The organism is Cupriavidus sp. MEYA8 (assembly GCF_059278825.1).
On the sequence record NZ_JCAEMD010000003.1, the window covers coordinates 420,857 to 447,052 of the forward strand.

The 26,196-nt window shown below is 63.3% G+C and carries 18 protein-coding genes and 5 pseudogenes; 10 read left to right on the top strand and 13 right to left on the bottom strand.

The window, feature by feature from the left end:
- Positions 1 to 190: 190 nt before the first annotated feature.
- Both AC5WJ1_RS29845 and AC5WJ1_RS29850 read left to right on the top strand, forming a co-directional pair.
- Positions 191 to 1,204, top strand: coding sequence for an IS110 family RNA-guided transposase (locus AC5WJ1_RS29845; protein WP_435385428.1), 1,014 nt, complete (start codon positions 191 to 193; stop codon positions 1,202 to 1,204).
- A gap of 473 nt (positions 1,205 to 1,677) precedes the next feature.
- Positions 1,678 to 2,065: pseudogene (locus AC5WJ1_RS29850) on the top strand (transposase family protein); the annotation flags it as partial.
- Between the two features lie 61 nt (positions 2,066 to 2,126).
- Here the strand turns inward: AC5WJ1_RS29850 and AC5WJ1_RS29855 are convergent.
- A protein-coding gene (locus tag AC5WJ1_RS29855) for an IS3 family transposase (RefSeq protein ID WP_494477078.1) occupies positions 2,127 to 3,262 on the bottom strand; the annotation gives its coding sequence in 2 pieces (ribosomal slippage) (positions 2,127 to 2,998 and positions 2,998 to 3,262; 1,137 coding nt in all).
- Positions 3,263 to 3,286: 24 nt separating this feature from the next.
- On the bottom strand, positions 3,287 to 3,943 hold the full coding sequence (locus tag AC5WJ1_RS29860) for a hypothetical protein (RefSeq protein ID WP_494477079.1): 657 nt from the start codon (positions 3,941 to 3,943) through the stop codon (positions 3,287 to 3,289).
- Positions 3,944 to 4,142: 199 nt separating this feature from the next.
- Here AC5WJ1_RS29860 and panP point away from each other — a divergent pair, with 199 nt between their 5' ends.
- Positions 4,143 to 5,795, top strand: coding sequence for a pyridoxal-dependent aspartate 1-decarboxylase PanP (gene panP, locus AC5WJ1_RS29865; RefSeq protein WP_494477080.1), 1,653 nt, complete (start codon positions 4,143 to 4,145; stop codon positions 5,793 to 5,795).
- 105 nt (positions 5,796 to 5,900) lie between these two features.
- Here the strand turns inward: panP and AC5WJ1_RS29870 are convergent.
- A pseudogene (locus tag AC5WJ1_RS29870) lies at positions 5,901 to 6,058 on the bottom strand (transposase domain-containing protein); the annotation flags it as partial.
- 605 nt (positions 6,059 to 6,663) lie between these two features.
- Positions 6,664 to 7,677, bottom strand: coding sequence for an IS110 family RNA-guided transposase (locus tag AC5WJ1_RS29875; RefSeq protein WP_435385428.1), 1,014 nt, complete (start codon positions 7,675 to 7,677; stop codon positions 6,664 to 6,666).
- Positions 7,678 to 8,701: 1,024 nt separating this feature from the next.
- On the opposite strand from AC5WJ1_RS29875, the gene bioF reads away from it, so the two are divergent.
- From bioF to AC5WJ1_RS29895, 4 genes and pseudogenes are all read left to right on the top strand, one after another.
- Positions 8,702 to 9,925 carry an 8-amino-7-oxononanoate synthase gene (bioF, locus tag AC5WJ1_RS29880; protein ID WP_494477081.1) on the top strand — a complete coding sequence of 408 codons (1,224 nt, stop codon included), beginning with the start codon at positions 8,702 to 8,704 and terminating at the stop codon, positions 9,923 to 9,925.
- An 85-nt stretch (positions 9,926 to 10,010) separates the two neighbouring features.
- Entirely contained in the window at positions 10,011 to 11,369 is a 1,359-nt protein-coding gene (locus AC5WJ1_RS29885) for a cytochrome P450 (protein WP_494477082.1), read from the top strand.
- Positions 11,370 to 11,371: 2 nt separating this feature from the next.
- Positions 11,372 to 12,198 (top strand): annotated as a pseudogene (locus AC5WJ1_RS29890) (tyrosine-type recombinase/integrase); the annotation flags it as partial.
- 29 nt (positions 12,199 to 12,227) lie between these two features.
- Positions 12,228 to 12,323: pseudogene (locus tag AC5WJ1_RS29895) on the top strand (IS6 family transposase); the annotation flags it as partial.
- A 281-nt stretch (positions 12,324 to 12,604) separates the two neighbouring features.
- Here AC5WJ1_RS29895 and AC5WJ1_RS29900 read toward each other — a convergent pair.
- The gene (locus tag AC5WJ1_RS29900; protein WP_494477083.1) at positions 12,605 to 13,615 is read right to left on the bottom strand and encodes an IS110 family RNA-guided transposase; all 1,011 of its coding nucleotides are present in this window, start codon (positions 13,613 to 13,615) and stop codon (positions 12,605 to 12,607) included.
- Between the two features lie 213 nt (positions 13,616 to 13,828).
- Between AC5WJ1_RS29900 and AC5WJ1_RS29905 the strand changes: the two genes are divergently transcribed.
- Positions 13,829 to 14,815, top strand: a complete 987-nt coding sequence (locus AC5WJ1_RS29905) for an IS5 family transposase (protein ID WP_494477084.1) — start codon at positions 13,829 to 13,831, stop codon at positions 14,813 to 14,815.
- A gap of 153 nt (positions 14,816 to 14,968) precedes the next feature.
- Here the strand turns inward: AC5WJ1_RS29905 and AC5WJ1_RS29910 are convergent, their stop codons facing one another.
- Positions 14,969 to 15,127, bottom strand: coding sequence for a hypothetical protein (locus tag AC5WJ1_RS29910; RefSeq protein WP_494477085.1), 159 nt, complete (start codon positions 15,125 to 15,127; stop codon positions 14,969 to 14,971).
- Positions 15,128 to 15,251: 124 nt separating this feature from the next.
- Here AC5WJ1_RS29910 and AC5WJ1_RS29915 point away from each other — a divergent pair.
- Positions 15,252 to 15,558, top strand: a pseudogene (locus tag AC5WJ1_RS29915) (IS5/IS1182 family transposase); the annotation flags it as partial.
- Positions 15,559 to 15,764: 206 nt separating this feature from the next.
- Here the strand turns inward: AC5WJ1_RS29915 and AC5WJ1_RS29920 are convergent.
- From AC5WJ1_RS29920 to AC5WJ1_RS29935, 4 genes are all read right to left on the bottom strand, one after another.
- Positions 15,765 to 16,943 carry an acetyl-CoA C-acyltransferase gene (locus AC5WJ1_RS29920; protein ID WP_494477086.1) on the bottom strand — a complete coding sequence of 393 codons (1,179 nt, stop codon included), beginning with the start codon at positions 16,941 to 16,943 and terminating at the stop codon, positions 15,765 to 15,767.
- Positions 16,944 to 17,096: 153 nt separating this feature from the next.
- Entirely contained in the window at positions 17,097 to 18,422 is a 1,326-nt protein-coding gene (locus AC5WJ1_RS29925) for an MFS transporter (protein WP_494477087.1), read from the bottom strand.
- 297 nt (positions 18,423 to 18,719) lie between these two features.
- A complete protein-coding gene (locus AC5WJ1_RS29930; protein ID WP_494477088.1) occupies positions 18,720 to 19,160 on the bottom strand; it encodes a PaaI family thioesterase in 441 nt (146 codons plus the stop codon).
- 20 nt (positions 19,161 to 19,180) lie between these two features.
- A complete protein-coding gene (locus AC5WJ1_RS29935) occupies positions 19,181 to 19,393 on the bottom strand; it encodes a hypothetical protein (RefSeq protein ID WP_494477089.1) in 213 nt (70 codons plus the stop codon).
- A gap of 525 nt (positions 19,394 to 19,918) precedes the next feature.
- On the opposite strand from AC5WJ1_RS29935, the gene AC5WJ1_RS29940 reads away from it, so the two are divergent.
- The gene (locus AC5WJ1_RS29940) at positions 19,919 to 21,136 is read left to right on the top strand and encodes a CaiB/BaiF CoA transferase family protein (protein ID WP_494477090.1); all 1,218 of its coding nucleotides are present in this window, start codon (positions 19,919 to 19,921) and stop codon (positions 21,134 to 21,136) included.
- A 208-nt stretch (positions 21,137 to 21,344) separates the two neighbouring features.
- Here AC5WJ1_RS29940 and AC5WJ1_RS29945 read toward each other — a convergent pair whose 3' ends face one another.
- Genes AC5WJ1_RS29945 through AC5WJ1_RS29955 form a run of 3 tightly spaced genes read right to left on the bottom strand, consistent with a single transcriptional unit; the run spans position 21,345 to position 26,190 of the window.
- On the bottom strand, positions 21,345 to 22,340 hold the full coding sequence (locus AC5WJ1_RS29945) for a tripartite tricarboxylate transporter substrate binding protein (RefSeq protein WP_494477091.1): 996 nt from the start codon (positions 22,338 to 22,340) through the stop codon (positions 21,345 to 21,347).
- Positions 22,341 to 22,396: 56 nt separating this feature from the next.
- Entirely contained in the window at positions 22,397 to 24,190 is a 1,794-nt protein-coding gene (locus AC5WJ1_RS29950; protein WP_494477092.1) for an acyclic terpene utilization AtuA family protein, read from the bottom strand.
- Positions 24,187 to 26,190, bottom strand: a complete 2,004-nt coding sequence (locus AC5WJ1_RS29955) for an acetyl/propionyl/methylcrotonyl-CoA carboxylase subunit alpha (protein WP_494477093.1) — start codon at positions 26,188 to 26,190, stop codon at positions 24,187 to 24,189. Before AC5WJ1_RS29955 ends, AC5WJ1_RS29950 begins: the two co-directional genes overlap by 4 nt.
- Between the last annotated feature and the right edge of the window lie 6 nt (positions 26,191 to 26,196).

Here is a 26,196-nt window from a genome sequence, read left to right on the forward strand (position 1 = left end):
GGCAAATAGCCACCATCCGCTGCTCTGTGTTGGTCCGGACCACTCAGAAAAGGTCAATCCGACAAAGATGGTGCCCCAGCATGCTCCTGCGATGGCTTTGATAATCATATAGCCGGTCGTGGCCTCGCCCTGAGAAGTGGTGAGGTTAGAGTCAAGGTGGGACGTGCACTTTGACCTGACGGAGGCCGACATGAAGTACTGCGGAATAGACCTGCACTCGAATAACAGTGTGGTGGTGGTCAGCGATGTGGAGGATCGTATCGTGCTACAACGGCGTCTGCCCAATGATCTGGAGCAGATCCTGTCGGCCCTTGCTGCCCACCAGGATGAGCTGGTTGGCGTCGTGGTGGAATCGACCTACAACTGGTACTGGCTGGTGGATGGGTTAATGGATGCCGGCTACCAGGTTCATCTGGCGCACGTCGCAGCGATCAAGCGGTACGAAGGATTGAAGCATAGCGGAGACGCGGCCGATGCCGCCTATCTGGCGCAGTTGCTACGTCTGGGGCTATTGCCTGAAGGTTACATCTATCCACGCGAGCAGCGGGCTGCACGCGACTTGGCTCGCAAGCGGATCCAGCTAGTCCGGTGCCGAACCGCCCAGATTCTGGCGATCGAGAACCTCTTCGCGCGCCATACGGGCAAGTCAATGAGCAGTCGCACGGTCAAGCGCATGACCACCGAGCAAGTGGACGCGATCGGCCTGCCGGCGGACGTCGCACTCGCGGTCAAGGCAAATCTTGCGATCAGCGACGCGTTGCAACAACAGATTGCCATCCTCGAGAAGCGGCTAACCGAATGCGTCAAACTACGAGCCGAGTATCTTCTGCTGAAGACCGTGCCCGGGATCGGTGAAACGCTGGCCACCACCATCATGCTGGAGACCGGAACGCCAACGCGGTTTGCGGAGGTCGGCAAATTCAGTTCGTATTGCCGCTGCGTGGACAGCGCACGGCAAAGTAATGGCAAGAAGAAAGGCGAAGGCAACACCCGCAACGGCAATGCGTATCTCGCGTGGGCCTTCGTCGAGGCGGCCAATTTCACCTTGCGCCAATGCTTACCGGCGCGGCGCTTCTATGAACGCAAGCTTCGCGCCACGAACCGGTTTGTCGCGCTCAAGGCCGTGGCCCACAAACTAGCGCGCGCCTGTTACTACATGCTGCGCGAGCAGCAGCCATTCGATGTGAACCGATGCTTTGTTTGATGGTTCGGCGCAAGCTGGCGAGCCAGTAACGTGACTGGCCTGCAACCAGGGCTTTGATTGGACGCTCCCCTGCGCCGACCGACTGTTTGCGGATGATTGAATCGCCCAGGCCGTGAGCCACCTAAAGACTGGCGTCGCGTGCGATAGCCAAGGCATTGTAAATACGCCTTTGGACACGGTCTGGCACCGATGGTTTTCTGGGGCGGTCAGCGCCGCCAGGGCGGCTGCGGATATTGGCGCAGCCAGCTTGATCCCGATGGGTGTCTGGCGCGATTCAGTTCGCAGCCAGCCAAACGAAAACATGGGCGCGATTTCGCTCCAAGAGCAGCAGGGTAGTGATTGCCGAATGTTTCGTTGGGTGCAGGGGTGATGTACTGCTGCATCACCCCTGCACCCAACGACGGGGTAGTGTTGTCCCTTGACTCCGGTCGGCTAATGGGTGTCACGTTGGCGAGGTCGCGTAAGATGGCGCGATGAAGAAGAAGTCGCGCTATCACGGTCACCGTTTCCCCGTCGTCGTCATCGGCTGTGCGGTGCGTTGGTATTTCCGCTTCAACCTCAGCCTGCGCAACATTGAGGAATTGCTGTTCGAGCGTGGCGTGGTCGTCAGCTACGAAACCATCCGCCGCTGGTGCGACAAATTCGGCGCTGGCTTCGCTCATCGCGTCAAGGCTGCGCGGCGCAAGCCGGGCACCACCTGGCACCTTGCGGCCAAACGCTTCTTTCTGCGCGTGCTGCGTTCCTGCCCGGCGCCGCGCCAGATGTACCGACCAGCTGCGCAGCTACCCGGCCACAAAGGCCGACATCCCGGAGCTGGCCGGCGTCAAACAGGTATTCGTGAAGGCTGCCGCTCGCGTGAACAGAGGTGGCCTCGCTTGTTCGGACAGGGATCCGGAGTTTTTAAGTGGAAGCGCTGGGGCAGTCAGGCTGCCGATTTGATCGCTGGCAGGGTCGCGAAGTATGCCTCATCTGGGGTCTGGTCCGCCAGACTGGAATGGGGCCGTCGTTGGTTGTACCAGGTCAGGTAGTTAGCGATAGAGCGGCGCGCGTGGCTGACCGAGTCATAGGCTTTCAGGTAGACCTCCTCGTACTTGACGCTGCGCCACAGGCGCTCGACGAACACGTTGTCGCGCCAACTGCCCTTGCCGTCCATCGACAGATCGATGCCGCGGCTGAGCACGGCGTCGGTGAAGTCGGCCGCGGTAAACTGGCTGCCCTGGTCGGTGTTGACGATCTCCGGCGTGCCGTATTTCGCAAAGGCCTCCTCCAGCGCCTCGACCGCGTGGCAGCTCTCCAGCGTGATCGCCACCCGGTGCGCCAGCACCCGGCGGCTGGCCCAATCCACCTCCGCCGTCAGGTACACAAAGCCGCGTGCCATTGGGATGTAGGTCGTATCCAGTGCCCATACCTGGTTGGCCCGATCGATCTTGCGCTCGCGCAGCAGGTATGGCCAGATCTTGTGCGCTGCGTGCTTGCGGCTCGTGTTCGGCCGGCGGTACAGCGCCTCGATGCCCATGCGCTTCATCAGCGTGCCCACGTGCCGGCGGCCGACCTGGACGCCTTCCCGTCGCAACAGGCGAGCCAGCATGCGCGCTCCGGCGAACGGATGCTCAAGGTGCAGCTCATCGACTCGGCGCATCAGCTTCAGATCCGCCTCGCTGACCGGCCGCGGCTGATAATACGCGCTGGACCGGGCAATACCGACCAGCTTGACCTGCCGGCTCACCGGCAACGCGTGCGTGCGGTCGATCATCGCTTTCCGCTCAGCAAGCCCGCTTTGCTGAGCGCACCTTCCAAAAAATCGTTCTCCAGCGTCAGTTGGCCAATCTTGGCGTGCAGCGCCTTCAGGTCCACCGGCGGCTCGCTCGCGCTCTCTTTGCCGCCCCCGAACAGGTCGGCGACGTGCTCGACCTGTTGCTGCTTCCAGTCCGTGATCTGGCTCGGATGCACGTCATACTGCTGGGCCAGCTCCGCAAGTGTCTTGTCGCCCTTGAGCGCGGCCATGGCCACCTTGGCCTTGAAGGTTGCCGAGTGGGTCCGTCTGCTTCGTTTAGTCATCTTCTGGGTCCTTTCTGCCCGCCATTATGGCCGGCTCAGGCCCCAGCTTTTCCACTTACCCGACTGTCCGAATTTCCGGCGCCACCTCTGCCTATGCCGGATCAGCAAGCGGATCGCGTCATGGGGCTGGCTCATCAGGAACCCGTGTCCTGGCGCGATCCACTCGATGTCCTCGATGTCATCGTCCAGCAGTCCCCGGTGCGATGCCAGATTGGCGCGCATGTCGCCGTCTGGCGGATTGATGACGAAGGTCGAGCCCTGCATCACGTGGTCACCCGTGAAGAGGGTCTTTTCCGCGCGACCTGGCTCCAGCGAGTAGCGTGCATGGCCGGCGCCATCAGGATCGATGCGCGCTATTTCCGCATAGGGCGCTTCTCGCGGCATCACCGGGCGCTGGCCCTTCGTGCCGCCGGCCAGTCGGGGCATGACCGGTGCTATGTTGCCCTGCTGCTGCGCGAAGTTGAAGCAGGCCTGCACGCTCTCGAAATGTGCGATCGATTGCAAGATCTTGCGCGTGGCATCGACCAGTGTGATGTTGCTGGCGGGATCAGGGACATCGGCCGGGCGCACCCAGCGGTGCTTCACGGCTTCCACGCCATCGTGTACCCTAGTAATCGGAGTGACGGCGCGGCGCGCCCTGCATCCATCAATGGTACTCACCCCCTTCAGGCGGGCGATCATCTTCAGACACCCTCTGGTATTTGGTGCTGGTGCTGACCGCTCCGCAGGGCGCCCAATAGAGAAGGCGATTGATGGCCGTCATCGGGCAGCGGCGACGTCGTCAAAGGTGCGGGTCGGGGCCCTCGGCCAATCCGCATCCGTCCGATCCGTCATAATGCCCGGCGCACCATGGCGCTCTGGATTGAACTGGGTAATGCAAATGAAGCCGGACATCTCTCGCGAAGAGACCTCACAAAGCACGGACGGGGGCGACGACTGCCCCTTGCGCTGGTTCGATGCGGATCTGGGTGCATTCGAATCGCTCGAGCGATTGATCGCCGAGCACCCGGCGGATTTCTTTGCGGGCGCGCGTTTTGATCCGATTGGCGCGTGCGCCACACGCGAGGCGGTGTTCGCGTCGGTTGAGTTGCCCGAGACTCCGACATCGCCGCAAGCGCATGCCGATCATCTGCTCAACGACGTGTTTCGGCACGTGATGCCCGTGGCATCGCCTACTTTCGTCGGACACATGACGTCGTCGCTGCCGTCGTTCATGCCCTCGCTGGCCAAGGTGGTGGCAGCGCTCAACCAGAACGTCGTGAAGCTCGAGACGTCGGGCGCGCTGACAGGGCTCGAGCGCCAGGTCGTCGGCATGCTGCACAAGCTGGTGTTTGCGCAGGACAGCGCGTTCTATGCGAGATGGCTGCACGATGCCGACCACGCGCTCGGCGCGATCTGTTCTGGCGGCACGGTCGCCAACCTCACCGCGCTATGGGCGAGCCGCAACAACTTGCTGGGCGCGCGTGATGGCTTCGCCGGCATCCATCGCGCCGGACTGGTGGCTGCGCTACGTCATTACGGCCATGACGGGCTTGCAATCGTCGTCTCGGAGCGCGGGCACTACTCGTTGCGAAAGGCAGCCGATGTCCTTGGGATCGGGCGTGACAATCTCGTGCCGGTCGGGGTCGATGCAGACGGTCGCATGCGCATCGACCTGCTGCGCGACACCATGCGTGACCTGCAGCAGCGCAACATCCGGCCGATGGCGATCGTCGGCATAGCGGGGACGACGGAGACGGGCGCAGTCGATCCGCTCGACGCGATTGCGGACGTTGCGCAGGAGGCCGGCTGCCATTTCCACGTGGATGCCGCATGGGGCGGCGCAACCCTGCTGTCGGAGCGCGAGCGCTGGCGCTTCGCGGGCATCGAGCGTGCCGATTCCGTCGTCATCGATGCGCACAAACAGTTCTACGTGCCGATGGGTGCCGGCATGGTGCTGTTCCGGAGCCCAACGTGGACGCAGGAAATCATCCAGCAAGCGAACTACATCGTGCGCAAGGGCTCGGTCGACCTGGGGCGCCATACGCTTGAAGGATCGCGCGGCGCGGCGGCAGTCATGCTCTATGCAAACCTTCATCTGCTCGGTCGCAAGGGGTTGGCGCAGTTGATCGAGCGTAGCATCGATAACGCCCACTACTTTGCATCCCTGATTGCGCAGCAGCCGGATTTCGAGCTCGACAGCCACCCGCAGCTTTGCATCCTGACCTATCGCCATGTGCCCGAGACCGTGCGTGCCGCGCTGGCAACGGCTTCGGCCGACCGGCGCGAGAAGATCCTGGACGCGCTCGATGCGCTGACCATCAGCACTCAGGAAATGCAGCGCGATGCCGGCCGCTCGTTCGTATCGCGCACGCAGTTGACGTCGACACAGTGGGGTGGCCGCCCGATTGCCGTGTTCCGCGTGGTGCTGGCCAACCCGGATACGACGCATGTCATCCTGCAGGACATCCTCGACGAACAGCGCGCGCTGGCGGCGGCCAGCCCATGCATGGCGCCGCTGATGGCGCTGATGGGGGCGCCGGACGCCGCGTGAGGCATTTGCAGCTGGTGGGCTCCATTCGTCGACCGTGTGTCGCTGGTAACGGTCCGCCGAGTACCGTCATTGACTGACTCGTAGATCCGGTGCGCTCTTCGGTCGTTAGGCGAATGCAGTGTCAATGGGCGGCTGCAGTTCTGTAGCGACCGGCCAAGGCAGTAGTTCGTTGATCCGGTTGATGGGGTGAACGGCGATTCGCACCAGAAGTAGCTTTCTGGGTTGAGCCTGTTGAGTGTTGCCGTACCAATGACCGTGTACATGACCATCATGACCACGCTCCCCCCAGCTTAAAGCGTGAAGTGTAGAGGGAATGGTCGCCTCTCGCCTCGGCAGAGCGCCCACCTGGCCTGCGACGCAGCTTTCCAAGCTCTGATGTCGCATGTGCCACAGTGATAACTCTGTCGTCGCAGCCTGCCAACGTGACACCCATTAGCCGACCGGAGTCAAGGGACAACACTACCCCGTCGTTGGGTGCAGGGGTGATGCAGCAGTACATCACCCCTGCACCCAACGAAACATTCGGCAATCACTACCCTGCTGCTCTTGGAGCGAAATCGCGCCCATGTTTTCGTTTGGCTGGCTGCGAACTGAATCGCGCCAGACACCCATCGGGATCAAGCTGGCTGCGCCAATATCCGCAGCCGCCCTGGCGGCGCTGACCGCCCCAGAAAACCATCGGTGCCAGACCGGTCCAAAGGCGTGTTTACAATGCCTTGGCTATCGCACGCGACGCCAGTCTTTAGGTGGCTCACGGCCTGGGCGATTCAATCATCCGCAAACAGTCGGTCGGCGCAGGGGGAGCGTCCAATCAAAGCCCTGGTTGCAGGCCAGTCACGTTACTGGCTCGCCAGCTTGCGCCGAACCATCAAACAAAGCATCGGTTCACATCGAATGGCTGCTGCTCGCGCAGCATGTAGTAACAGGCGCGCGCTAGTTTGTGGGCCACGGCCTTGAGCGCGACAAACCGGTTCGTGGCGCGAAGCTTGCGTTCATAGAAGCGCCGCGCCGGTAAGCATTGGCGCAAGGTGAAATTGGCCGCCTCGACGAAGGCCCACGCGAGATACGCATTGCCGTTGCGGGTGTTGCCTTCGCCTTTCTTCTTGCCATTACTTTGCCGTGCGCTGTCCACGCAGCGGCAATACGAACTGAATTTGCCGACCTCCGCAAACCGCGTTGGCGTTCCGGTCTCCAGCATGATGGTGGTGGCCAGCGTTTCACCGATCCCGGGCACGGTCTTCAGCAGAAGATACTCGGCTCGTAGTTTGACGCATTCGGTTAGCCGCTTCTCGAGGATGGCAATCTGTTGTTGCAACGCGTCGCTGATCGCAAGATTTGCCTTGACCGCGAGTGCGACGTCCGCCGGCAGGCCGATCGCGTCCACTTGCTCGGTGGTCATGCGCTTGACCGTGCGACTGCTCATTGACTTGCCCGTATGGCGCGCGAAGAGGTTCTCGATCGCCAGAATCTGGGCGGTTCGGCACCGGACTAGCTGGATCCGCTTGCGAGCCAGGTCGCGTGCAGCCCGCTGCTCGCGTGGATAGATGTAACCTTCAGGCAATAGCCCCAGACGTAGCAACTGCGCCAGATAGGCGGCATCGGCCGCGTCTCCGCTATGCTTCAATCCTTCGTACCGCTTGATCGCTGCGACGTGCGCCAGATGAACCTGGTAGCCGGCATCCATTAACCCATCCACTAGCCAGTACCAGTTGTAGGTCGATTCCACCACGACGCCAACCAGCTCATCCTGGTGGGCAGCAAGGGCCGACAGGATCTGCTCCAGATCATTGGGCAGACGCCGTTGTAGCACGATACGATCCTCCACATCGCTGACCACCACCACACTGTTATTCGAGTGCAGGTCTATTCCGCAGTACTTCATGTCGGCCTCCGTCAGGTCAAAGTGCACGTCCCACCTTGACTCTAACCTCACCACTTCTCAGGGCGAGGCCACGACCGGCTATATGATTATCAAATTTATTCTGCGCTACGACTAGGCATGCGGTTCCCACACCTCGTCCTTGCCAACCTCAACCGCATGGGCCGCTGCCTGCTCGAGCCAGGGCGCATGCGCCTTGGGAACGACCAACATGGTCAAACCCAGTCCCTCCAGCACCCGCAGGGCGTGCGCGAGATTGACGCCCTTGCGAGCTTGGACAACATGCCGATGGAGACCCCGCAATGCCTTGCCGCCTGGTCAATAGGCAGCCCGTCTTCTGCCCGGGTGGTGCGAATGCGGTCGCCGAGTTGGGGAATGGTGCGAATCGTCGCGCGCGAAGGAGGCGTCGGATCAGGTAGGGGTCGCGGCATGGGGGGATGGCGGGAACAGCCGCTCGGCTGCTGCTCGCCATGTAATTTCATGTTCGTGAAACTATACCAGGTGTGTTGATGGTCGCCCGCAGGCAGGGCGGGCGTGCACTGGCAAGCACTCCACTAGCCGCGCCCCCATTGCTAACGCCACAGGGATGTTGATTTGTGGTCATGGCGATTAATTGCATTTAAATATTTGAGCCCGTATGGCGCGACCGGGGCAAGCAGTTTGGCAACTACCACCTCGATTTGAAGCGACTCCGGAGCCATGGCTCAAGGAATTCTACGGTGCTGCATAAAGCCCAATTACCGCATTGATGATCAATTCTCCCACTTTGTCGCGCTTTTGTCCGCATCCCACCGTCAACTTGCTCTAGTGCACCAATTTGCGGGACATGAGGAGACCTTATTAATATCCACTCTCCTATTCATGCCAGTGCTCGGCCTTCCCGTGAGACGACCGAGCCAAGGATGACCGAAACAGGAGGTGACGTGGGAAATGCATCCACTTGGAGCCTGAGTGCCAGCATGCTGAAATGCCGCGATGCGCTGGCTGTGCAACCCACGGAGCAGCCCGTAGCGCAGGAGTCCGGGAATTGCTAATTGACCAACTGAACCAGGCCGCGGCCGAACGCGCCGCAGGTGCATTGACGCGCAACCGCCGCACTGCGCACACCGGTTGCGCACCTCACCAGACGGTTAGCGTCAAAGACGGTGAAGCACGTCCTCTGCTGAGCTTTTGCAGCAACGACTACCTCGGGCTGGCAAGCCACCCGGCGGTGATCGCGGCTTTAGCGGAGGGGGCCCAGCGCTACGGCGCGGGTAGCGGCGCTTCCCCCCTCGTCAATGAGCATTCGCTCGCCCACCACCAACTGGAAAGCGAGCTGGCCCGGTGGTTCGCGCCAAATATTCCCAAAGTGCAGGCGCTCTACTTCTGCACCGGATACATGGCCAACCTGGCGGTGTTGAGCGCGCTGGGAACGGTCGACGCCACCCTGTTTTGCGACAAGCTCATCCATGCCTCGTTGATCGATGGCGCACTGCTGGCTCGCGCTACGATGAAAAGGTACCCACACTGCGACGTCACCGCGCTCGCCAGGCAGCTTGCTGCCTGCAACAGCCCGCTAAAGCTGATCGTGACCGACAGCGTGTTCAGCATGGATGGCGACATGGCACCGCTCGCCGAAATGCTGGCATTGGCCGAGCACCATGACGCCTGGATCGTGGTGGACGATGCCCACGGCTTTGGCGTGCTCGGGGAGCGAGGCCGCGGTGCACTGGAGCACCTGGGGCTGACCTCCGAGCGCCTGATCTATATCGGCACGCTGGGCAAGGCAGCGGGCGTGGCGGGAGCTTTTGTCGCTGCGCACCGGACGATTGTGGAGCATCTGGCAAACGTGGCCCGTCCTTACATCCACAGCCCGGCTGCGCCGCCGGCCATCGTCCATGCACTTCTGAGCAGCCTGGCGCTGATCGCAGGCCATGAAGGACGCGAGCGCCGCGACCACCTGATGCAATTGATCGGGCAGTTGCGCAATGGCCTTCAAACCCTGCAGGTCCGGCATCCGCATGCTGGCTGGCAGCTCGCCGACAGCAGTACACCCATCCAGCCCCTGATCGTCGGCGACAACGAGGCCGCGCTGTCGCTGTCCCAAGCGCTTGAGAACGACGACATCCGAGTTACCGCGATCCGCCCGCCCACCGTGCCCAACGGTACGTCGCGCCTGCGGATCACACTGTCGGCGTCGCATACCGCAGCCGACGTAACACGCTTGCTGGACAGCCTGTCCGCCATCATGGCCCGGTGGGGAGATGCATGAAGAATCTCTCACCTCATTGCCGTCGTTTCCGAACCGTGCCAGGCCGAAACCCGGCAGTGTCAGGCTGCCAAAACAAGATCCCACAATGACAAGCATTGCCGACCGCACGACTGCTACCAACCCGACCACCACTCTCACCTCCAGGCTTCCACACCGACCCCACAGCCAGCCATCGAAGGCCGGAGCGCTGATCACCTGCGACCGCCTGGTTGACGGTGCCTTCCTGCGTAACCCCTACCCGACCTACCACGCGCTGCGCGCGCTTGGCCCTATCCATTGGAGTGAAGAGTTTTTCGGTGGTGCCTGGCTACTGACCCGGCACGAAGATGTGGAAGCCGTGCTGCGCGACCCCCGGTATTCGGCGCGGCGCACGGGAGGCTGGGTGATGCGTGGCAGCGAAGGCGAGCGCCAGGAGCTTTGCCCCTTCCAGCGCTTGTTCAGCCGGGCCATGCTGTTCCTGGACGCGCCCGATCATACGAGGCTGCGACAGGTGCTCAATGCCGGCTTCCGTCCAGCTGCCCTGCGCGCTTTCGCCGGCACCATCGAGCAAATGACCGCCGGGATGGTAGAGCGGCTGGCAGGGTTGGAGGCGTTCGATTTCATGAAATCGATCGCCAAGCCGCTGCCAGCGATGGTCATTGCGAGGCTGCTCGGCATGGACGCCGAGAACCAGCCGGACTTCCTTGCCTGGTCCGAAGACCTGGCGGCCTTCATCGGCGCACCGGATCCGGACGCCGCGCTGAAACGACGCGCCCAGGTCAGCCTGCTCAAAATGGCGGCAGCATTTGAATCGATGCTGGCACGGCGCAAGGCACAGGACACGGATCTATCGCAGCCACAACAGCGGGACCTGATCGGGCATCTGCTGTACGCCAAGGCCGAAGGCAAAATCGAGGCAGGTGCCGAATTACTGGCGCAATGCGCGATGCTGCTGTTTGCCGGTCATGAAACGACGCGCAATCTGCTTGGCAACGGACTGCACGCGCTGCTGAGCCATCCCGAGCAATGGCAGCGCCTGCAGCAGACCCCGGAACTGCTGCCCAATGCCCTGCGCGAGTTGCTGCGCTACGAGAGCCCGGTCCAGTACACGGGACGTCGGGTCGCCACAGACATGATGCTGCACGGGCGGCAGCTGCGGCGCGGCGATCTGGTCGTTGCCCTGATCGGCGCCGCCAATCGCGACCCGGCGCGCTTCCGCAACCCGGACGAGTTGGACATCACTCGACGCGAAGGCTCCCACCTTTCGTTCGGGCATGGCCCACATGTCTGCATCGGCGCCGCGCTGACACTGATGGAGGCGGAGATCGTATTCCGGGCGATTCTGCGCCATTGGCCCGCGCTTTCGCTCATAGACGCCGAACCGCACTGGAACGGCAACCCGGTCTACCGGGGTTTAGCCAGACTTACGGTACAAAAGCGGAGCCAGTCTGCCCAACAGACGTAAGCAGCGTGCGCCGGGCGATGGTGATCCTGAACGCGCTGTTCGCGTGGCTGGCCGAGGCGGGCTACCTGGCCGGCAACCCGCTCGCCCTCGCCCGCCGCCCGCGCGCCCCCACCCAGGCGCGCATCACACGCTATCTGAGCCACGACATGTGGGAAACGGTCAAAGACGCCATCGCAGCGATGCCGGCTGAGACGGCCCGGGAAAGGCTGTATGCGGCGCGCTGCCGCTGGGTGCTGACCGTGCTCTATCTTCACGGCTGCGGGCGTCGGAGGTCACCGGCACGGCCATGGGGGCATTCTTCTGCCGGCGCGATGCCCAGGGCACTGAGCGCTGGTGGCTCGAGGTGACCGGCAAGGGCAACCAAACCCGGCTGGTACCGGCCACCGACGAGCTGATCGCCGAACTGGCGCGCTATCGCCGCGCGCACGGACTGCCGACCACGCCGCAGCCCGGGGAGACACGCCCGCTGGTGCTGCCGGTCATCGGCCGCGAGACGGGTCGCGAGCAGGGCCGCGAGAAAGCCCTGTCGCGCGGGGCGCTGCACCTGATTCTGAAAGAGGTGTTCGGTATGGCCGCGGAGCGCCTGCCAGCGCGCGGGCCCGAATGGGAAGCGCAGGCAGCCGTGCTCGCCAGCGCCTCGGCCCATTGGCTATGTCATACCGCCGGCTCGCATATGACGGATCAGCAGGTCGACCTGCGCTTTGTGCGCGACAACTTCGGGCACAGCTCTCTGTCGACAACGAGCGGATACCTACACAGCGAAGAGGATGCGCGGCATGAGGCCACCCAGGAGCGGCACCGGCACTGTCACGTTGGCGAGGTCGCGTAAGATGGCGCGATGAAGAAGAAATCGCTCTATCGCGGTCACCGATCCGGCAGCACTTCGCGCTCAAGCGTCATTTGCTGCGCGCTTCGCTCTATCGCAAACACCTCGCTGCGAGATTCGCTACCTAGGGAATCGCTTATGTGGACGCCTCCCGGATTGCAAGCCGATTGACATGGTGGTCGACAGGTGAAGGCAGCACGCTTATGTCCGGCCCGTTGGTGCAGGCCGTTCAGGCCTGCTGGCCCATATGGAATTCGCTGGCGAGGTCCCCATCTGATTATCGAGCTTGGTCGCTCACGTTCCCTATCGGGTTTTCCTCGCCCCGGTCCAACCTGTTAGCCATCATGCGATCATTGCTTGCGCTCCTTGAGAAGACTTAGTTCAGGCTATTGTCGGGGCACGCGCCAGGCTATAAAGCCATGGCGGGTGCCGTGTATCTCGTATCCCTTGCCAGTACCGACCAGATGGTCCGGGCGAGTTTGTTGGCTACTGCAGCCACCACGACATTGAAGGGACGTCGCAAGAGCAATCCGTCGAGCCAGGCGGTTCGTGCGCCTTTGACGACTACTGTTCTGGCGCCGTGTATGAGCAAGGTGCGGAGATAAGTGTCACCACGCTTACTTATCCCGAGTTGACGAACCTGGCCTCCGGTGCCCGTTTGTTTGGGCACCAAGCCTAGCCAGGCGGCAAACTCACGAGCGGATCGAAAGGTTTTGGCATCGCCGATGGCAGCCACCGCGGCCGTTGCGGTTAGCAAGCCCACGCCAGGAATTTCAGCGATCTTTTGGCATTCTTGATTGTCTCGAAGGGCAATCTTGAGCCGCCGCTCCAGCGCAGCGATTTCTTTGTCGGTTGCCTGCACTCGTGCGCATTGCTCTCGTAGACTGTCGATCAGCATGGCCGGCAAGCGATCAGCGACCTTGGCGAGCACCGCAGGAATCTCTGTGGCAAATGCCCGATAGCCCTCCGGCAGCGCTTCACCAAACTCGTAGAGTAAGCCGCGTAATGCATTCGTCTGCATAATCCGGAACTTCATCAGTTGGGCACGGATGCGGTGCAACGCCAGAATGGCCTGTTGGCTCTCACTCTTGACCGCAACCAGTCGAGCCTCGGGCTGCTGGATTGCAGTCCAGATCGCCCGTGCGTCGGCGGCATCGGTCTTGTTGCGTAGTACAAAGGGACGAACCGATCGCGCTGAGATGAGCTTCACTTCGTGGCCGAGCTTCTGCAGTTCTCGTGCCCAATGGTGGGCACTGCCGCAAGCCTCGATGGCGATCAGTGAACGCTCCCGCTTAGTGAAGAAGTTTGTGACCTGGCTCCGCTTCAACTTGATGCGCTCGATCTCACCGGTGCTGGCATTCACCGCATGAAGTTGGAAGACGTGCTTGGCAATATCCATGCCGATGACGGTAAGCTTCATTTTGGATCCTCCCGCTCAGGGTCGTTGCACTCGACATCTCCACTTTGGCACAGGGGTACCATCACGGCGAGGATCCTTACAGTTCCTCTTGCCAGGTAAGCGCCCCGTTGCCGGGGGGGAGGCGTCCATACCATCTGATTAAATCAGTGCGCGAGTCATCGAGGCATTGGGTGAGCGCGTTGTCATAAGCGTGTCCATGATTCAGGTCCTGTGATGAAGCGACAGATCAGTTTTGCGGAAGCGGAAAGCCACGGCAAGAAGCATGTGACGCGCCGCCAGCGCTTCCTGACGGAGATGGAAAGCGTGGTGCCGTGGGCGCGCCTGATTGCGGCGGTCGAGCCGTACTACCCCAAGGGCAAACGTGGCCGGCCGCCGATCGGCCTTGAGCGGATGCTGCGCATTTACTTCCTCCAGCAGTGGTACGGGCTGTCGGACGAGGCACTGGAAGACGCGCTGTACGACAGCATGGCGATGCGGGCGTTTGCCGGGATCGACCTGGCAATCGAGGCGGTGCCAGACGCGACCACGCTGCTGAAGTTTCGCCGCCTGCTCGTCGAGCATGAACTGACGCGAAAGCTGTTCGACGAGATCGGCATCATGCTGTGCGAGCGGGGACTGATGATGAAGGAAGGCACGATTGTGGATGCCACCCTCATCGAGGCGCCACCGTCGACCAAGAACAAAAAGAAGAGCCGCGACCCGGAGATGCACCAGGCAAAGAAAGGCAATGCTTGGCACTTTGGGATGAAAGCCCATGTCGGTGTGGATGCAGCCTCTGGGCTGGTACATAGCGTGGTGGGCACAGCGGCCAACAAGTCCGACGTGTCGCAGGCACACGCCTTGCTGCATGGCCACGAAGACCATGCGTTTGGCGACGCAGGCTACACGGGCGTGGACAAGCGCGAGGAACTGCAAGGCAAGACCGTGAAGTGGCAGGTGGCCGTCAAGCGCGGCAAGATCAAGGCGATGCGCGACGGAGCGATCAAGGACTTGCTGATCGCCGTCGAGCGGGCCAAGGCCCAGATTCGGGCGCGGGTCGAGCATCCGTTCCACGTCATCAAGAATCTGTTTGGCCATCGCAAGGTTCGCTACAAGGGCCTGGTCAAGAACACGGCGCAGTTGTTCAGCCTGTTTGATTTGGCGAATCTGGTGTTCGCCAGGAGGCTGTTGATGGCCTCAGAGGGGAGCAATCCGTCCTGAGCGCGCAAAGCGCGGCCAGGAAAGGTGCGAAACGCGAGAAAGACGGCTTGAATCGTCCTATCTCTCCCGCATTGCGAAAGCTGAAGTCCTTGGCTTGTGCAACATCAAGCGCAAACCTCATTGATCAGCGATTCCCTAGATTAGGAAATTGGATCAATTTGCGTAAAAATTCTTGCCTTCCGACTCATCATAGAAGCAGGCTGCTGAAGTACTCGCCGCACACACGGCGTGCTTTCCGCCAAGATCGAAATCGATGGCCGCGTCCAGCGCCTTCGGCTCTTCCGAGCCGCGACGATGCCCATCGTCCGGCATGTCAAGATACCTGGCATAGCAAACGCCGTCGATCCTCGATGGTCGTCGTACTTCGCACGCCGTCGCGCCGCTGACGTTTCCGATTGATTGCCCGGTTCCGCCGTGGAGTGGCTTGAGCCGGATGCGGGGTATGCAGTGGCGCAGCAATGCGCCACTGCTACCCGACATCGGCGCTGACACCGAATCGGTGGTACACACCGTCGTGGGCACGGCCGCCAACCTCAACGAGGTCACGCAAGCTTATGCGCTGCTGCATGGCGAGGAGAGTAAATGTGTTCAGTGACGCCAGATACCAAGGCGTTGAAAGGGGCAGTGAGGCGCACGACATCGCGGTCAACTGGCATGTTGCAATGCGCCCGGGCAAGCGCCGAGCTTTGGACAAGGAGGCAACGGTGGGCAAGCTGCGCGATGAACTCGAACGAGTCAAAGCCGCAGGCCGTTTCCCGGTCATTGCAGCAACCCGCCGCCCTCTAAGGCCCCTTGTGCATCGCAGTTCGAAGGGCATGCAGCCGAATGATGCAGACAAGATGCCTTATCGCGAAGCTTCTCGTCACCCGCCCGCCCGCCGCTTCAGCCCGCGGTCGGCACCTTCACTTCATCATACGCGATAGAACTCCTCCCAATTCAACACCGTCTTTCAGAGCACCTCAAACAGGCCCGCCGCCCCTTGGCCACCGCCGATGCACATGGTTACCGCCACGTATTTGACGCCGCGGCGCTTGCCTTCAATCAGAGCATGGCCGACCAAGCGCGCGCCCGACACGCCGTACGGGTGGCCAACGGCGATCGCGCCGCCGTTGACATTCAGGCGGTCCATCGGGATGCCGAGTTTGTCCGCGCAGTACAGGACCTGCACAGCAAACGCTTCATTCAATTCCCACAGGCCGATGTCCTCGACCTTCAGGCCGGTCTTCTTGAGCAGCTTGGGCACGGCAAACACGGGGCCGATGCCCATTTCATCCGGTTCGCAGCCGGCCACGGCAAAACCGCGGAACACGCCCAGCGGTTGCAGGCCCTTGGCTGCCGCCACCTTGGCGTTCATTACCACGGCAGCCGAGGCGCCGTCGGAGAACTGGCTGGCGTTGCCTGCGGTGATCACGCCGTCGGGCATCGCGGTGCGGATTTTCGACACGCCTTCCAGCGTGGTACCGGTGCGGATGCCTTCGTCAGCGGAGATGGTGACTTCGCGCGTCGTCCGCTGACCTGTGTCCGCATCAGTCACGCCCATCACCGTGGTCATCGGCGCGATCTCGTCGTTGAACTTGCCGGCGGCGGCCGCTGCGGCGGCGCGCTGCTGGCTCTGCACGCCGTATTCGTCCTGGCGCTCCTTGCTGATGTGGTAACGCTTGGCGACGTTCTCGGCGGTCAAGAGCATGTTCCAGTAGATTTCGGGCTTGTTCTTGCTTAGCCAGTCTTCCTGCAGCATGTGGCGGTTCGCCTCCTGCTGCACGCACGAGACAGATTCCACGCCGCCGGCCACGAAAATGTCGCCTTCATCGGCAATCACTCGCTGCGCGGCCATGACGATGGTCTGCAGGCCCGACGAGCAGAAGCGGTTGACGGTCGCACCCGGCACGGTCACCGGGCAGCCGGCGCGCAGGGCGATCTGGCGGGAGATGTTGCCGCCGGTCGCGCCCTCTGGGTTGGCGCAGCCCATCAGCACGTCTTCCACTTCGCCCGGCTCGATCTTGGCGCGCTCGATGGCGTGCCTGACCGCGTGACCGCCCAGGGTAGCGCCATGTGTCATGTTGAAGGCGCCCTTCCAGCTCTTGGCCAGCCCGGTGCGTGCGGTGGAAACGATGACTGCTTCGGTCACGGTGTTGCTCCTTTTACTTGGTGGTGGCGCGCTGCGTTGGCAAGAAATGGCGCCGTTTCATTTGAACAGGATTCGATTCCCCAATCCTTAGATGAGATTGCGGCAATGGCCCGACTGCCAGTTTGTGCGCCTGCCGAAAGGGGCTTCCGGCAATCACTGCTCTTTAAGTAATGTCGCGGGAAATGCAGTCAGCAGCACTACTGCCGCAACGATCATGGCACCAGCGACCGCCGCGATTCCAAGGTAGAGGCTGCCCGATGCTTGCTTGATCGCCCCCACCAATGCTGCGCCGCCAAATCCACCCAAGCCGGCACCGACGCTGCTAATGAGTGCAATGCCGGCAGCAGCGGATGGACCTTTCAGATACGCAGGCGGAATTGTCCAGAAGACCGCGATCGCTCCAAATGTGCCTGCTGCAGCCAAGCCCAGGAGTACCATGATGGCGACCAAATTCAGGCCGGGAACGCCAAGTGCCAGGAATGCCGCGGCGCCAACCACTGTCGCACCAGCCACATGCCAACGACGCTCCAGGAACCGATCGGAACTGCGCCCGACCAGGAACATACCAATGGCGGCACACAGGTATGGAATCATGGTCAGATAACCGACCGTTTGCAGATTGCTCACGTTGGCGCTCTTGATGAGCGTCGGCATCCAAAGCGAGATCACGGCGGACGCCGCTCCAATGGCGCTGTACACAAGGGCAGCGACATAGACGCGCGCATCCTTGAAGGCCGCGTACGACCCCTGATGCTTTGCGACCACCGTTTTGCCCTGCGCGTCGGCCTGCAACTCCTGGCGGATCAGGGCCTTCTCACGCTCGGAGAGCCAATGGGCGGCTTCGGGTCGGTCATCCAGCACCCAGTACACCAGCAGACCCATCACCACGGCCGGAATCGCCTCCAACACGAACAGCGCTTGCCAGCCCTTCATGCCCCACAGGCCGGCCGCTTCCTTCATGATCCAGCCAGACACCAAGCCACCCGCCATGCCTGCAACAACCAGCGCCGTCACAAGGGTGGACGTGACACGCGCCCGCCGAGCCGCTGGAAACCAATACGTCAGGTACAGAATCACACCAGGAAAGAAGCCAGCTTCAGCCACGCCCAACAGAAAACGCGCCAGATACAACTGCTCAGGCGTCTTCACCAGGCCTTGCGCCGCGGACACTATGCCCCACAGGACCAGAATACGCAGCAACGTGGCGCGCGCACCCATCCGCTGGAGGAACATGTTGCTCGGAATCTCGAACAGCACATAGCCGATGTAGAACACCCCCGCGCCGAGGCCGTAGACAGCATCGGAAAAGCCGAGATCCTGTGTAAACTGCAGCTTTGCAAAACCTATGTTCGCGCGATCAATGTAGTTGATCACGTAGCACATGAAAAGAAACGGCAGCAGCCGCAGCGTGATTTTCTTATAAAGCTGGTCGATCTCATTCCGTGCAGGCGTCAGGCCAACGTTCGCAGTTGCTTCCATGCATATCTCCTCTTGGCGCGAATCGCCTGCGGACATGCGGCGAATTCACTTCTTCAGACGGCGACTCGCGCCGATTGAACGTGCTGAATCCCTTTTTGACGCAGGGATGCCCGGCGCCGCCTCCGCCAGTGCGCGGCAGCGCCGGAAGCTCTTGCTCGGTTCAAAGTAGCCGCCACAGATTCCTGGGCGCAACCGGGACAGGCTCATAACAGGCCAGGGGATCGTGCCAAGATGCCGCCAGCGCGGCAGGCCCCGATCTGGCATGCCCGTTTCACCTCGGCAACGAAGCGGCTTGGGCTATACCCGCGGCCCCAACACCGCGAAGATTGCGGTGGCCCGAAGCAGGCAACGCCCGTCGCTGACCAGCCGACACGTCCCATAGCGCAGGCGCGAGCCGAGCTTGTCAAACTCCACGCGCGCTTCGACCCAGTCGCCAAGCCGGGCTGAATCCAGATAGTCCAGGCTCAGGTTCACAGTGACTGCGCCCTTCGATCGCCCCGTTTCCAGCGACATCATGACGCCAATCGCCGTATCAGCGAGCGTCGCGAGCATGCCGCCGTGGGGAATGCCGAGGGTGTTAAGGTGGCTTTCGTCGATACGCACCCCCAGCGTGCGGCGCTCCGCATGGATGTAGAGCTGCCCGAAGTTGGCCAAATACCCGCCGAGCTTGCGCAAGGCGACAAAGCCCGCCGGCACGCCGACATGCGATACCGGCACGCCGGCCAGGAGGTCTTCCATGACTGAGATCCCGCCTTCTGTCATGGTGCCACCCGAAGTAGCGGTAAGCGGCCGCAGCTTGCTCGCCGCACCTTTCGTACCTTACGCACGAACAGCTCCACGCAGTTCTGTAACCCACCGATCAGCCTGACGCAGTGGCCAACGCTGATGGCGCCGCAGTTGGTTTCGCCCGCCTTCGGCGCCGCCTTGCCGCGCTCGTTTGCCGCCATGTGCGCGGTAATGGGTGTCTTCATGATTATCCTTCGCAGTCTGCCGCGCGAATGCCGGGGCCGCGTCCTGAACCCCGAGAGGCTGCACCGATCCAGCGCCACATTGCTATGCGGCTGGTATCGCGCGAGGCGCCGACAATAGCGATGGAGGCGGGATCAAGCAGTCGGCATAGCCCGGCGCCTAGGAGCGCTCGCCATAGCCGCGATGGTCATCGTCGTCTCCATCCTCCCCATGCAGGAGGCAGCGCCATTCAACCTTACCGCGAGGGTAGCGACAAGCCTCGATGCCTCAAACGCGCACATGGTGCATGTCGTGCATATGATGCCGGGGTCGCCGTCCCGCTTGCATCTCGGACGACCAGGCAACACCTCCGAACATGAGCGGCACCCGCGGCGCAGGCGGACCAAAGCGCAGCCAACGCCGTCCTCGCAGCGCTGCGCGGCTGGCAATAACCCTGACTTTTGTACTCGCAAATTGCGCGGGGCGTGGATTCAAACGATCATGCCCGCTGGACCTATTTCTATCATTGCAACCCTTGCACGCACGACATGAGCGCAATCCTCCAAGGCATCAAAGTCCTCGACCTGACCCGGGTTGTCGCCGGCCCGTGGGCCACACAGAACCTGGCCGACATGGGTGCCACCGTCTACAAGATCGAGAAACCAGGCGATGGCGACGATACCCGCAAGATGGGGCCATTCCTGACCAACGCCAACGGCCAGCAGACCAACGACTCGGCCTTCTTCCTGTGCTGCAACCGGGGTAAGCAGTCCGTCACCGTCGACATCTCGCAGCCGGAGGGCGCGGAACTGGTGCGCCGCCTCGCCGCGCAATGCGACGTGGTGGTGGAAAACTACAAGGCCGGCAGCCTGAAGAAATACGGTTTGGATTACGACTCGATCCGCGCGCTGCGCGCCGACATCATCTATTGCTCCGTGACCGGCTTCGGCCCCGACGGCCCCTATGCCGCGCGCCCCGCCTACGACTTCATCCTGCAAGGGATGGCGGGCCTGATGAGCACCTGCGGCCAGCCTGACGGCAGCCCCGGGGCCGCGCCGATGCGCACGGCAATTCCGCTGACCGACATCCTGACTGGCCTCTATGCTTCCGTGGCATTGATGGGCGCGCTCTACCATCGCCAGGCCACCGGTGAGGGCCAGTACATCGATGCCGCCATGCTCGACGCCTCAGTTGCGGCCAACGGACACCTCGCGTTGGGCTATCACATGTCCGGCAAAGTCCCGCAGCGTGCCGGCAACACCAATCCGGTCGCATCGCCATCAGAGGTGTTCCGCTGCGCCGACGGACACCTGATCATCGCCGCCGGCAACAACGGCCAGTTCGCGGCGCTGTGCAAGGTGCTGGGCTGCGCGGAACTCATCACGGACGAACGCTTTGGCCAGAACATGGCGCGCGTCAATAACCGCCCGCTGCTGCGCGAGTTGATCGGTACGCGCATTGGCACGTGGAAGTCCGCCGACCTGCTGACCACCCTGGAGCAAGTGGGTGTGCCGTGCGGGCCGATCAACAGCATGGACGAAGTCTTTGCGGACCCCCAAGTGAAGCACCGCGAACTCCTGGTGAAGCTCCCGCATTCAAGCGGCGTGGATGCGCCGTCGCTACGGAGCCCGCTGCGCTTTTCCGCCACGCCGGTAGAGATGCGCGCGCCGCCGCAACTGGGCGAACACACCGAGCAGGCAATGCGTGAAGTGCTGGGCATGACGGAAGCGGAGGTCCGCGCGTATCGCGAGCGTGGCGTGTTGTAAACAACCCGGGTCCGGAGGGCGTGGCCCTCCTCCGCCACCTCGCCTGCGGCCTGTCTGCCCCTTGGATCTGCTGGCCGCGAGCACGAATGTGGGCGACACGCAGCACATGTGAAAAAGGGAGGCAAAGCGCCTCCCTTTTTCACTGAATGTCAGCAGCGGACGCGCGCAAGTCGGGCGGGCATCCGCCCGACAAACACGCCGCCCTCATCTACTCCAGCCTCACCCCGCCCTTCTTCACCACCTCTCCCCATCGCACCGCTTCGTTCTTGATGAACGCCTGGAACTGCTCCGGCTTGCCGCCCACCGGATCGATCCCATAGTCGATCAGCTTGGCTCGGACATCAGCCTGCCGCAGCACGGCATCCATCTCCGTCGACAGCTTCGCCAGCACCGCCGGCGGGGTCTTTGCCGGCGCAATCAGCCCGATCCAGCTACCTGCCGTCACCGCCGGATATCCGGCCTCGGCCATGGTCGGCACATTCGGCGCGGCCGGCCACCGTGTCGGGTTGCAGATAGCCAGCGCCCGCACCTTGCCCGCCTTCACCAGCGGCATCATGGTCTGCACCGAATCGAAGATGATGGCGACCTGCCCCGCGAACAGGTCAGGCAGTGCCGGCGAAATGCCCTTGTACGGCACATGCATCATCTTCACGCCCGCTGCTTGCGAGAACAACTCGCCCGCCAGGTGCGCACCCGAACCGTTGCCGCTGGAGGCAAACGCCATCTTCTCGGGATTGGCCCTGCCCCATGCCACCAATTCCTTCACATTGGTGGGTGGCAGTTGCGCGCTGGAGACCAGCAGCAAGGGAATCCGCCCGATCATGCTGACCCCGGTGAGGTCCTTGAGCGGGTCAAAGCTCATCTTGGGATACAGGCTGGGATTGATGGCGTGCGCGGCAACGACGACGAGCAGCGAGTAGCCGTCCGGCGCGGACTTGGCAACGTTGTCCGAGCCGATCATGCCGTTGGCGCCGGGGCGGTTTTCCACCACCACAGGCTGGCCGATGCGCTCGGCGAGCTTGTGCATCACCAGCCGGGTCACTGTGTCGGAGACGCCGCCCGGCGTGTAGGGCACCACCACGCGGATCGGGCGATTGGGATAGGCGTCGCCCTGCGCCATCGCTGGCAATGCACCAGCGAGGCCTGCCAAGAGGCTCAGGCTGAGCAGGCGTCTGATGCGCGCCCTGCGCTTGAGTCGGGTCATGTCTCCTCCTTGTCGAATGGGCGCCTGTGTCGGCGCACTGAGTCTGCGAGCCAGGCCTATGCCCAGCTCCGGGGTACGGAAAGCGGAAAGTCCAGCAGCATCTGCGCATAGCTCTTGCCTAGCGGATCCGAGCGCAGGCTCGCCACGCCGCCGCCGGCCAGCGCGCCGTGCATTAGGAAGTTCAGCGCATGCAGACCAGGCACATCGAAGCGTTCGACCTCGCCCTCCACCAGATGGGCGAAGTACGCGCGCACCGCTTGCGGGGTGAGCTGCTCGCGCAGCAGCGTCAGGTACTCAGGCTTGCGCGCGATCACGCCGATGTTCTCGTCATCGCCCTTGTCGCCACTGCGCGCATAGGCGAGCGTAACCAGCGGCCGCTCCACCCGCGGCTCATCGGGCACCGCCGGCAGGGCCGGGACGTCGACCCCGACCGGTGGCTCCTGCGCCGCGCTGACTGCGGCTTCGGGCAGCAGGAGCACGGCGCCCTCGAACTCCACGCGCATCGGCACGTCCGCCTTCGGCACCAGGAAGGAGAACACCTTCACCACCGGCTGGATGTCAACGCGCCCCGCAAACGACGAGCGCGTGCCGGCTGCCATGGAGGTTCCCGCCGAGGAGCATTCACGCTGCAGAAAGCTCAGACCTTTCGCGAGCGGATGGCGCGCGGCGATGCGCAGCACCACTTCACGCGTCGGCAATGCACGTGCATGCTGGCCGTACTGCGATTCGCAGCCGAGCAGCTCGACAATGGTCTCGGTGTAGTCCGGCATCTGGCGCTCGGCCAGCATGGCGCGGGTGCGCGCCAACAGCGCGTCGGCGGTGCGGCGCGCCTTGGCGGGGGCATCGATGCCGCGGATCGCCATCATCAGGCTGATCTGGTAGCCGTCCTGCCAGGTCGCATTGCCCTTGTAGTGGGTGCCGGGTGCGCGGCCACGCGCACCGTGCACGCGGACGCGCCCTGGCTCGACCAGTTCGGTGCGCACCGTGCGGAAATCGCACGTCACGTCCGGCATCAGGTAGTTGGCGGGATCGCCTACCTCGTACAGCACTTGTTCCGCAACCGCCGCCGGCTCGATCAAGCCGCCCGTGTCCTCAGGCTTGCTCAACACGAAGCTACCGTCGTGCGCGCAATCGATCACCGGATAGCCCATGCGATCCCAGCCGGGTACACGCTCCCAGTCGGTGAACAGTCCGCCCGTGGCCTGGGCGCCACACTCGATCACATGGCCAGCCAGCGTGCCCGCGGCCAGGCGGTCCCAGTCCGTCCAGCTCCAGCCGAATTCGTGGGCGAGCGCGCCCACCACCACCGCGCTGTCTACGCAGCGGCCGGCAATGACGATTTCAGCGCCCAGCGCCAGCGCGCGGGCGATGCCCTGCGCGCCGGTGTAAGCATTGGCCGACCACGGTTTGGTGGTCGCCACCGGATTGCCGGCGAGGTCGGTCAACCCGTTTGCACACCATTGCTCAAACTGCGGCTGCACGTCATCGCCACTGACCACGGCGATGCGCGGTGACAACCCCTGCTGTTCAGCGACTTTCAGCAGCGCGTCACGGCACGCCTGCGGATTGAGGCCTCCGGCATTGGCGATCACCCGGATGCCTCGACGCAGGATCTCACCAAGATTCGGCCCGATCGCCGCATGCACGAAATCCGTGGCGTAGCCCAGCGCCGCATCCTTGGCGCGGGCACGCGCCAGGATCGACATGGTGGTTTCGGCCAGGTAGTCGTAGACGAGGTATTGCAGGCCGGGCACCCCCAGCAATTGCGGCGTGGCGATGGCGGAATCGCCCCAGAAACCGGAGGCGCCGCCAATGCGCACGGTCTTTGCGGTTTTCACGGATTCGCTCATGCCTCTTCCTTCGCGGCCGCATCGGCCTCGACGCGCGCCAGCAGCGAACCCGCGCTGGCCTGTCCGCCGGCGCGGGCGGGCAGTTCCGCCACCACGCCGGCAAACGGCGCGACGATGGTGTGCTCCATCTTCATGGCCTCCAGCACGACCAGGGCCTGGCCCGCTTCCACGCGCTCGCCCTCGGCCACGTTGACCGCGACGATGCGGGCCGTCAGCGGCGCCTGCAGCGCGCCGTCGGCGTTGCCGGCATCACGGCGGCGGCGCGGATCGTGGAGCTGGAACTGCCAGGCATGGCCGGACTGGAACAGGTGCAGGGCATGCTTGTCGGCGGCGAACACCAGCGGATAGACCACGCCGTCGCATTCGACCAGCGCCGTGCCGTTGGTGCCGTCGGCACGCAGCACGCGCAGCACGCATTCAACCGGCGGCTGGTCCTCACCGCGCTCGTGCAGGCTGGCGCGCCAGCCGTCGGCGGTCACCCGCAGCGTTGCCTGCCATGCCTTGCCTGCCGAGTTCAGCACAACGCTCGAGGCGGCACGCGCCAGCGAGGCTGGCTTGCGGTTGCTGCCGAGCATGCCCAATGCCGCCAGGGCTGCGGTCGCCGTCACATGCTGCGGCGGCACGGCGACCTGGAGCGCGGCCTGCATATGGGCATCGACAAAGCCCGTGTGCACATCATTGCCTGCGAACGCCTGGTGGGCGAGACAAGCGGCCAGGAATCCCTGATTGGTCGGCACGCCCAGCAGCACGCAGTCTTCCACCGCGCGCAGCAGCTTGCGGCGTGCCTCTTCGCGGTCGGCGCCGTGCGCAACCAGCTTGGCGACCATCGAGTCATAGTGGGTGGGGATGGCACCGCCCTCTTCCAGCGCATGGTCCACGCGCACGTCGCGGCCGGCGGCAGGCGGGCGCCAGCGCAGCAGCGGACCACCTTGCGGCAGGAATCCAGCCGGTACGTCCTCGGCGGTGAGGCGGACTTCGATGGCATGGCCGTTGAGCCGGACCTGGTCCTGATTGACCGGCAGCGGCTCGCCTGCCGCCACGCGCAGTTGCCATTCGACAAGGTCAAAGCCGGTGATGGCCTCGGTCACTGCGTGCTCGACCTGCAGGCGGGTGTTCATCTCCATGAAGTAGAAGTTGCCGTCGGCATCGAGCAGGAACTCCATGGTGCCGGCGCCGACGTAGCCGATCGCCTTTGCCGCGCGCACGGCGGCTTCGCCCATGCGTGCACGCAGCTCTGGGCCGACGGCGGGCGACGGCGCTTCTTCAATGACCTTCTGGTGGCGGCGCTGCACCGAGCAGTCACGCTCACCGAGGTGGATCACATTGCCGCGGGTGTCGGCAAAGACCTGGATCTCCACGTGGCGCGGCGCGATTACGGCGCGTTCGAGAATCAGCTCGTCGGAGCCGAACGCGGCGGCCGCCTCGGAACGCGCGCTGGTCAGCGCCGCCGGCAGCGCCGCCGCATCGCGCACCAGCCGCATGCCGCGTCCGCCGCCGCCCGCAGCTGCCTTGACCATCAGCGGGAAGCCGATGGACGCGGACTGCGCCAGCAGCGTGGCGTCATCATGTGTCGCGCCCTGGTAGCCGGGCACGCAGGGCATGTCGGCAGCCAGCATCAGGCGCTTGGCCTCCGCCTTGTTGCCCATGGCGCGGATCGCCTCAGCCGGCGGGCCGACGAAAACCAGGCCGGCCGCGGTGACGGCCTCGGCAAATGCGGCATTCTCGGCCAGGAAGCCGTAGCCAGGATGGATCGCGTCGGCGCCGCTGGCGCGGGCCGCTTCAATGATGGCGGGGACGTTCAGGTACGACTCGCGTGGCGCGGCAGCGCCGATGCAGACCGCGCGGTCGGCAAAGGCCACGTGCGGGCTGTGGCGGTCGGCCTCGGAATAGACGGCCACGGTGGCCAGCCCGAGGCGGCGCGCGGTGTGCATGATGCGCACTGCGATCTCTCCGCGGTTGGCGACGAGCAACGTATGGAAGGGTCGGCTGGTTGCAGACATGGGAAT